Below are 7868 nucleotides of genomic sequence, written 5' to 3'. Positions count from 1 at the left end.
ATCCGGCGTATCCGCGTTGGCGCGATTGGCGAAAATGCGTTGGTGGAAATGGTGAAAATTATATTGACGCTAACACCTCCCCGGCGGCCTCGGCCCGCGGGCCCTCGGCCCCGGAGCGGGCGATCCCCCACGCCCCGCCGAACCCGGCGAGCAGCTCCAGCCACCGCCGGTCCGACAGGTCGACCGCGGCCTCGAGGGCCGGGCAGGACTCGAGCAGCACCGCGCGCAGGCGGTTCTTGTCCCTGGTCGCGCAGGCGACGACGTGGTCGCGCTGCGACGAGAGGGCGCGGGCGGCCTCGAGGGCCTCGCCGCGGCCCGGGACCCCCGACAGGGAGCCCGGCACGCCCAGGGCGGTCCGCGCGATCACCGCGGCGTCGCGCTCGTCGGTCTTGGCCTCGCCGGCGAACAGGCCCGCGGCGCGGCTGGCGGCGAGCCCGGGCAGGTGGGCGACCCCGAGCCCCGCGGCGCGGGCCCGCCTCACGGCGAGGGACCCTATGTTGCGGAACTGGTCGACGACGACGAGCGTGCCGGCGGGCGCGGAGGCGAACAGCGCGTCGAGCTCGGCCTCCCTGTTGCGGACGGGGGCGCTGGCCAGCACATCCCCGTCGCGGTCGATCAAACAGGCCCAGTGCGACGACTTGCCGACGTCGAGGCCGAGCACGGCCGCGGGCCTGGTGGATGGCGCTTTCACGGTGGTATCCTTCCGGTAGTCATTCGACCGGATGGCCTCCCCCTCGGCACTCACATTACCAGCCGCGGCGCCTGCCCGGCACTTTCCTATCAGCCGTCGGGGGCGGCGCGTCCCGCGCCGGCAGCACCCAACGGGCCCTCTCGGGGGCAGGGACGTTCGGCCGTGCGCGGGCGCCCGGTCGGCGGCCCGTTCTGGGCGCGCCTCAATCGTAGCCCGAGACGGTCCCGGGCTGACAATTTCGACTGTAATGGACGTTCTTGTTTGACTGGTCATTTAAGAACGTCCCCAACGACTACGTAGCATGAGAGTGGATAATCTCCCGGTATGAGCCCATATTCATGCTCAAGGTGGGAGATTATCCACTCTCGTTTCGTTTGTTGATTTCGATGCCTACATTTGTAGGAACAGTTCGTGGAGGCGGGTGTCTTCGTCGAGTTCGGGGTGGAAGGTTACGCCGAGCTGGTTGCCCTGGCGCGCGGCGACGATACGGCCGTCGACTTTCGCTAAGGCCTTTGCGTCGCCGTGGACCTCGACGATGCGGGGCGCGCGGATAAACGTCAGCGGCACTTCACCGTCGATGCCAGCTACCTGCCCCTTGGTTCGAAAACTGCCGAGCTGCCTGCCGTAGGCATTGCGCTCAACGAGCACATCCATGGTTGCCAGGCGCGGCGTGCCCTTATCGTCATGGGCGGCAAGGTCGTGAGCCAGCAGAATCAGGCCGGCGCAGGTGCCCAGGACGGGCATGCCTTCAACAATGCGGGTGCGAAGCTCCTCGAGCATGCCCAACTCATCAAGCAGCTTCCCTTGAACGGTAGACTCGCCGCCGGGAAGTACCAGACGGTCAAAGTCCTGCTTCAAATCAGCCGCCTGCCTCAGCTCAATACAGCGCGCGCCCAGCTCGGATAGTCTTGCCTCGTGCTCGGCAAATGCGCCTTGGACCGCCAGCACGGCGACCGTTTGGTCTGCATAATCGCTCATGTGCGATCCTTTCTGCCGGACTAGCGTCCGCGCTCCTCCATGATGATTTCGATCTCGTCGGCGTTGATGCCCACCATGGCCTCGCCCAGGTCCTCCGAAAGCTCGGCGATGAGCTTGGCATCGGTGAAGTTTGCCACGGCCTTGACGATGGCGGCGGCGCGCTTGGCGGGGTCGCCGCTCTTAAAGATGCCCGAGCCGACAAAGACGCCCTCGGCGCCCAGTTGCATCATCAGCGCGGCGTCGGCGGGGGTCGCTACGCCGCCGGCGGCAAAGTTCACGACGGGAAGCTTACCCGTGGCATGGACCTCGTGCACCAGCTCGACCGGAACCTGCAGTTGCTTGGCTGCCTCAAAGAGCTCGTCGTCGCGCAGGGCAACAACGTCACGGATCTGCTTTTGGATCTTGCGCATGTGACGCACGGCCTGAACGACGTCGCCTGTACCCGGCTCACCCTTGGTGCGAATCATCGTGGCGCCCTCGGCAACACGGCGCAGCGCCTCGCCCAGATCGCGGGCGCCGCAGACAAACGGCACGTCAAACTGGGTCTTGTCGATGTGATAGACGTCATCGGCAGGGGAGAGAACCTCGGACTCGTCGATGTAATCGATCTCGATGGCCTGCAGGACCTGCGCCTCGACGATGTGACCGATGCGGCACTTGGCCATGACGGGGATGGAGACGGCCTCTTGGATGCCCTTGATCATCTTGGGGTCGCTCATGCGCGAGACGCCGCCTGCGGCGCGGATGTCGGCCGGAATGCGCTCGAGTGCCATGACGGCGCAGGCGCCCGCCTCCTCGGCGATGCGTGCCTGCTCGGGCGTGGTGACGTCCATGATGACGCCGCCCTTGAGCATCTGCGCGAGCTCGCGATTGAGTTTGACGCGATCGGCCTTGCTGGTCTGTTCTGCCATGGTTGCTCCCTTGGTTGGCATGTGCATTGCTTGACGGAACATCCTATCGGGGGGCTGGATATGGCAAAATACTCAGTTTTCGAGATAATAATAAGGTCAGCCTAATACCAGATTGAACGGCTCGATAAGGTCAGGTGGCAAACTCATGCTTGACTACAATTTGGAAAAACGTGGCGAGGCATCGCTTTATGAGTATGTTTACCAGCAAATTCGAGATGATATTGTTGCTGGACGTATTGCGGCGGGGGAGCATCTTCCGTCTAAGCGTGCCTTTGCCAGTCATCTGGGAATCAGTGTCATTACCATCGAGAATGCATATAGCCAGTTACTCGCTGAGGGCTATATTTGCTCAATACCACGTCGTGGCTACTACGCTTGCGAGCTTCCGGATGCACCGGTTTTGGCTTCGGCTGCGGAGGGCATCGACCGAGATGCCGTCTCTGTGGGCCCCAGCGTGCATGATGTCAACGGACAGGTCGAGCGATTCGATGCGCTTTCTCCTTCTGCTTTGGAGGCGGCGCGGCTTTGGCAAAGTGCGCTACGGGCGACGCTGGCATCCGAAGACGAGCGCGAAATCTTTTCGCCCGCACCGGCGCAGGGCACTGCTCGGCTGCGACGCGCAATTGCTCACCACCTGCGTGGGACAAGGGGCATGAATGTCGATCCCAATAACATTGTTATCGGCGCGGGCGCCCAGCTGCTCGATACCATGTTGGTTCAGTTGCTTGGCGCGGACAAGGTGTATGCGGTTGAGGATCCGGGCTATTTGCGTCTGACGTGCATCTATCAGGCTATGGGTTGCAAAGTTCGACATATCCCGTTGGATGATGACGGCGTGGACCTGAACGCTCTGCAGAAAGCTGGGACCGATGTCCTTCACCTGATGCCGTCCCATCAGTATCCGACCGGTCTTGTGACGAGCATTGCGCGTCGCTATGCGCTGCTGAGCTGGGCCGCCGAGCGATCAGGTCGGTATCTCATCGAAGATGACTTTGATTGTGAGTTTCGCCTTGCTGGCAAGCCGATTCCCGCGCTCGCATCGATCGATGCCGCCCAGTCGGTTATTTACACCAACACGTTTTCGAAGAGCCTGTCATCGGCGTTGCGTCTAGCGTACATGGTGTTGCCCGATGAGCTAATGGAGCGGTTTAGGCGCAACCTTGGTTTTTACGCCTCGTCGGTTAGCTCTGTTGACCAGGTCGCTTTGGCTCGTTTGCTGGAATCGGGTGATTACGAGCGACATGTGAACCGCGTGCGCGTGCGCGCTCGCGAGGCGCGCGATGGCCTGGCGGCGCTTGTGCGGAAGGCGTTTCCGGCAGGGGAAGTCTCGATCGAGCATGCAGACGCGGGTCTTTACTGCACTGTGGTTGCGGAGCGCGGAACGGGCGGAAGCTCTTTTGCGCAGGCCCTCACACGCTCGAGTATCCCGTTCATCGATGTCAGTGACTGTTTTTGGTGTGCCGATGGTGCATCTGCCCCTGAAAACCCGACTCGAATCCTTGTCCAGTATGACGATCTGAGTCCAAAAGTGCTAACTACCTTGGAATTGCAGCTAATGGGGGCGCTCTGCAATCTAAGTGAGTAGACTTTTAGCACTTTGGCGACCAGGCAGTTTTGTAACAAGCTATCTACCTGCGGTTTTGAAAAGCAGGATGACCGGCCTGCTCGGGATGTTCAAAAAAGTCTACTCACTTGCCGCGCAAAGCTTCTGTATGAGAAAAAAAATGGGGTTTTCAACAGGGCTTCGTCCAGCTCTCGGCAAGCTTTTGGCCAGTTGGGGAGGGCTGTTGAAAACTTGGCAGTCCGTTCGGCGCCATTTTTGGTGCGTTCGCGCCAATGCGTGACTGACTGGGTTGAAATTCGTGTTTTCCTGTGCCTATGAAGGATCTACTTTGTGACATATCGGCTTTTAGGTACTGGCGTTTGCCTCCTCAAGTCCGCGCTTTGTGTCCGCCGCTTCCACGGCCGGAAGAAGACCGGCAGCGATATGACCTTGCCCGTAACCCGACGGCTGCGGTTGTGCTCGGCTTTCCGTTGTATACATTGGTCCGGACGAGAAACAAGCGGACTTGTCCTGCCAGTATCAGACAGCGGCTGTTTCTTGGTGAGCTCCCCAGGGAATCCGTGCTGGAAACGGAGCATGGGTTTTTGGTCACGTCTCCTCTACTGACGGCATTTATCATGTCTCGACATCTGACGGATCTCCAGCTTCTTTTTGTGTTGGCAGAGATGTGCGGCTTGTTTGCGGTGTGTGCCCTGCCAGCGGCACTTGAGGCGGAGCTTTCGCGTGCATTTGATTCGGGCGCGATTTCGATAACGTTCGGTTGGGTGCGCTGCCCGTCCGAGGACGGCACCGCCTCAAATTTATGGCGTCGAGACGCTTTGGTTTTGGGCGGAGACCTTGACCGTTTTTGTTCAGATGTTTGCGGGATGCGTTGCGGCAATAGATTTATGGCGGTATCGCAACTCGTTCCATTGGGTGCCGCGTCGCCTTTTGAGGTCGAGGCGTATTTGTTGCTTGGACTGCCGCGAGCCCTGGGAGGCGAAGGTTTTTGCGGCATAGAGCTTAATGTTGAAGTGATGCTAAACACAAGTGCTCGAGCGATTGTGGAAAAGTCCCGTGTATATATCGACCTACTTCTTTCTTCGCCGGACGGCAGGCGACAGGTGGCCATTGAATGTCAGGGAAAGGCCTCGCACGGACGCGCGGGGGATGGCTTGCGTGACGCTGACCGCATGACGGCCCTTCAGGCCATGGGCTACGATGTACTTCTCCTGACACACAGACAGATATCCGATGAGGATAGATTCCGCGCGATCGTTAAGGCCATATGCAGGATGCTCGATGCTGAATATCGTGATAAAAGCTCAGATGAGCAAAGGGCTGAGACATTACTCCGGTCTGAACTATTCGTTGACTGGACAAAATTGGGAGTAATCGACGGGAAGATGCCCGTTAGACACAAAACGGCTCAATCGTGGACGGCTGCGGTTCTAAGTGAGTAGACTTTTGGCACTTTGGCGACCAGGCCGTTTTGCAACAAGTCATTTACCTGCGGCTTTATAAAGCAATATGGGTGGTGTGCTCGGCAAGTTCCAAAAAGTCTACTCACTTAGTTTTTGACGAGAAGCCGATGCCGAAGGCGGTCCTATTTCAGGGCGTTAACAAGTTCGTGAGGCACGAAAAAGGCCCGAACCAATACGGTCCGGGCCTCATCGAGCTTGAGGTTATGTCTCAGGCGGTTGGCTTAGCCAAAGTAGCGCTTGAGCAGGCCGGCGAAAGCCTTGCCGTGGCGGGCCTCGTCGCGAGCCATCTCGTGCACGGTGTCGTGGATGGCATCGAGGCCGGCGGCCTTGGCACGCTTGGCAAGATCGGTCTTGCCGGCGGTGGCGCCGTTCTCGGCCTCAACGCGCATCTCGAGGTTCTTCTTGGTGGAGTCGGTCACGACCTCGCCCAGGAGCTCGGCGAACTTGGCGGCATGCTCGGCCTCCTCGTGGGCAGCCTTTTCCCAGTACAGGCCGATCTCGGGATAGCCCTCGCGATGAGCGACGCGAGCCATGGCCAGGTACATACCGACCTCAGAACACTCGCCCTCAAAGTTGGCGCGCAGGTCGGCAACGATGTCCTCAGAGACACCCTCCATCTTGGCGACGCCCACGACGTGCTCGGCGGCCCACTCGAGCTGGCCCTCCTCCTGCTTCAGGAAACGAGAACCGGGAACGCCGCACTGGGGGCACTTAAAATCCTCGGGCAGCTGGTCGCCGTCGAACTCTTCCACATAACCGCAAACGGGGCAAACAAACTTCATGATTCGATCCTTTCGATCGATGGCGATTGCGCGCTCGTCCGGTCCCGTAAGGGCCCTCTCCGGACGTGCGTCTTGACGAGTTCTATTATCCATAAATGCAACCAAATGTGAAGCCTATTAGGAATGATTTTTAATAAAACAATTTCGAGATATGAAGATGTTGATTGATTAACGATTGGGAGGCCGTCTGCGATCTTTGGTGAGTACAATCGGGCGAGCAAATGTTGACCTATCAACAAATGAAGGAGTTTCCTTTATGCATCTAGCCCGTCGTGCCTGGTGCCGAACATATCAGACGGTTTTTCGCATTGCATTGCCGATCCTGCCCTATACCGAGCCGCGCATTTTAGAGCATGCCGAGGATGTGCCCGCGGTGCTTCAAAAGCGCTCGATCCAGAAGGTCCTTATCGTGACGGATCCCGGCATTGCCCGTCTGGGGCTCACGGCACCGCTCGAGACGGCGCTCGCATGCAGGGGGATTGGCGTTACGGTCTATGCCGAAACGCGTGCAAACCCCACGGTTTCAAACGTGGAAGAAGCGGCGTCCCTGTATCGAGAGAGCGCCTGCCAGGCCATTATCGGCTTTGGCGGTGGCTCGGCCATGGACTGTGCCAAGGGCGTGGGCGCACGCATTGCGCAGCCAAACAAGCCCATCAACAAGATGCGCGGCCTGCTGCGGATTCATCGTCGCCTGCCGCTGCTCATCGCCGTTCCCACTACCGCCGGTACGGGAAGCGAAGCCACGCTTGCGGCGGTAATTACCGATGACGGGACGCACTACAAATACCCCATTAACGACTTTGTGCTCATCCCGCGTTTTGCAGTCCACGACCCCGAGTTTACGTGCGGCTTGCCCGCTTCCATTACGGGGCAGACGGGCATGGACGCCCTGACGCATGCCGTTGAGGCCTTTATCGGGCGAAGCACCACGCCCTATACGCGCAAGATGGCGCGACAGGCGGTGCAGCTTATCCACGACAATTTGCTCGAGGCCTATGAGCATGGTGACGACATGTGCGCTCGCCGCAATATGCTTTTGGCGGCGTATAAGGCGGGCGTTGCGTTTACCCGCTCCTATGTCGGATATGTGCATGCCATCGCGCACAGTTTGGGCGGCCGATACGGAATTCCGCACGGTTTGGCCAACGCGATCATCCTGCCGCACATGCTTCGCGCTTATGGTGACGCCGCCGCCCCCAAGCTTGCCGATCTTGCTCACATAGCGGGCATTGCGCCGGCTACCGCGCAGGATAGTCTTGCGGCCGAGGCCTTTATCGATTGGGTCGACCGCATGAACGAGGCCCTGGGAATCCCCAAATATGTTTTGGGCATTCGCCGCTCTGACATTCCCGAGATGGCGGCGCATGCCGATGCCGAGGCCAATCCGCTATACCCCGTTCCGCTTCTAATGGACCGCTTGGAGCTCGAGCATATGTACGAAGTCGTTGCAGGTGGTATGTTTGAGGACGAGAATTAGGA

Annotated in this window: 7 protein-coding genes; 3 read left to right on the top strand and 4 right to left on the bottom strand. The window is 59.5% G+C overall.

Annotated features, from left to right (window positions below; genetic code table 11):
- Positions 1–58: 58 nt before the first annotated feature.
- From AB5Z54_RS06355 to pdxS, 3 genes are all read right to left on the bottom strand, one after another.
- Positions 59–691 carry an IS110 family transposase gene (locus AB5Z54_RS06355; RefSeq protein ID WP_368160845.1) on the bottom strand — a complete coding sequence of 211 codons (633 nt, stop codon included), beginning with the start codon at positions 689–691 and terminating at the stop codon, positions 59–61.
- Positions 692–1081: 390 nt separating this feature from the next.
- On the bottom strand, positions 1082–1669 hold the full coding sequence (pdxT, locus tag AB5Z54_RS06350; RefSeq protein WP_195544259.1) for a pyridoxal 5'-phosphate synthase glutaminase subunit PdxT: 588 nt from the start codon (positions 1667–1669) through the stop codon (positions 1082–1084).
- Positions 1670–1689: 20 nt separating this feature from the next.
- Complete coding sequence (gene pdxS / locus AB5Z54_RS06345; protein WP_368160843.1) at positions 1690–2580, bottom strand: pyridoxal 5'-phosphate synthase lyase subunit PdxS; 891 nt, start codon at positions 2578–2580, stop codon at positions 1690–1692.
- Positions 2581–2725: 145 nt separating this feature from the next.
- On the opposite strand from pdxS, the gene pdxR reads away from it, so the two are divergent.
- Positions 2726–4165, top strand: a complete 1440-nt coding sequence (gene pdxR / locus AB5Z54_RS06340) for a MocR-like pyridoxine biosynthesis transcription factor PdxR (protein ID WP_368160841.1) — start codon at positions 2726–2728, stop codon at positions 4163–4165.
- Positions 4166–4704: 539 nt separating this feature from the next.
- Positions 4705–5586 carry a putative endonuclease domain-containing protein gene (locus tag AB5Z54_RS06335; protein ID WP_368160839.1) on the top strand — a complete coding sequence of 294 codons (882 nt, stop codon included), beginning with the start codon at positions 4705–4707 and terminating at the stop codon, positions 5584–5586.
- Positions 5587–5828: 242 nt separating this feature from the next.
- Here AB5Z54_RS06335 and AB5Z54_RS06330 read toward each other — a convergent pair whose 3' ends face one another.
- Positions 5829–6389, bottom strand: a complete 561-nt coding sequence (locus tag AB5Z54_RS06330) for a ferritin family protein (RefSeq protein WP_022094328.1) — start codon at positions 6387–6389, stop codon at positions 5829–5831.
- Positions 6390–6645: 256 nt separating this feature from the next.
- On the opposite strand from AB5Z54_RS06330, the gene AB5Z54_RS06325 reads away from it, so the two are divergent.
- Positions 6646–7866, top strand: a complete 1221-nt coding sequence (locus AB5Z54_RS06325; protein ID WP_368160837.1) for an iron-containing alcohol dehydrogenase — start codon at positions 6646–6648, stop codon at positions 7864–7866.
- The last annotated feature ends 2 nt before the right edge of the window (positions 7867–7868 follow it).

Source organism: Collinsella aerofaciens, from assembly GCF_040910185.1.
Classification (GTDB): domain Bacteria; phylum Actinomycetota; class Coriobacteriia; order Coriobacteriales; family Coriobacteriaceae; genus Collinsella; species Collinsella aerofaciens_BF.
Note: the sequence above shows the minus strand (reverse complement) of the source record. Positions and strands in the feature narration are given on the sequence as shown.

Coding starts and splice junctions, on each gene's coding strand:
- AB5Z54_RS06325 (WP_368160837.1), top strand. CDS start 6,646: ATGCATCTAGCCCGTCGTGCCTGGTGCCGAACATATCAGACGGTTTTT.
- pdxT (WP_195544259.1), bottom strand. CDS start 1,669: ATGAGCGATTATGCAGACCAAACGGTCGCCGTGCTGGCGGTCCAAGGC.
- AB5Z54_RS06330 (WP_022094328.1), bottom strand. CDS start 6,389: ATGAAGTTTGTTTGCCCCGTTTGCGGTTATGTGGAAGAGTTCGACGGC.
- pdxR (WP_368160841.1), top strand. CDS start 2,726: ATGCTTGACTACAATTTGGAAAAACGTGGCGAGGCATCGCTTTATGAG.
- pdxS (WP_368160843.1), bottom strand. CDS start 2,580: ATGGCAGAACAGACCAGCAAGGCCGATCGCGTCAAACTCAATCGCGAG.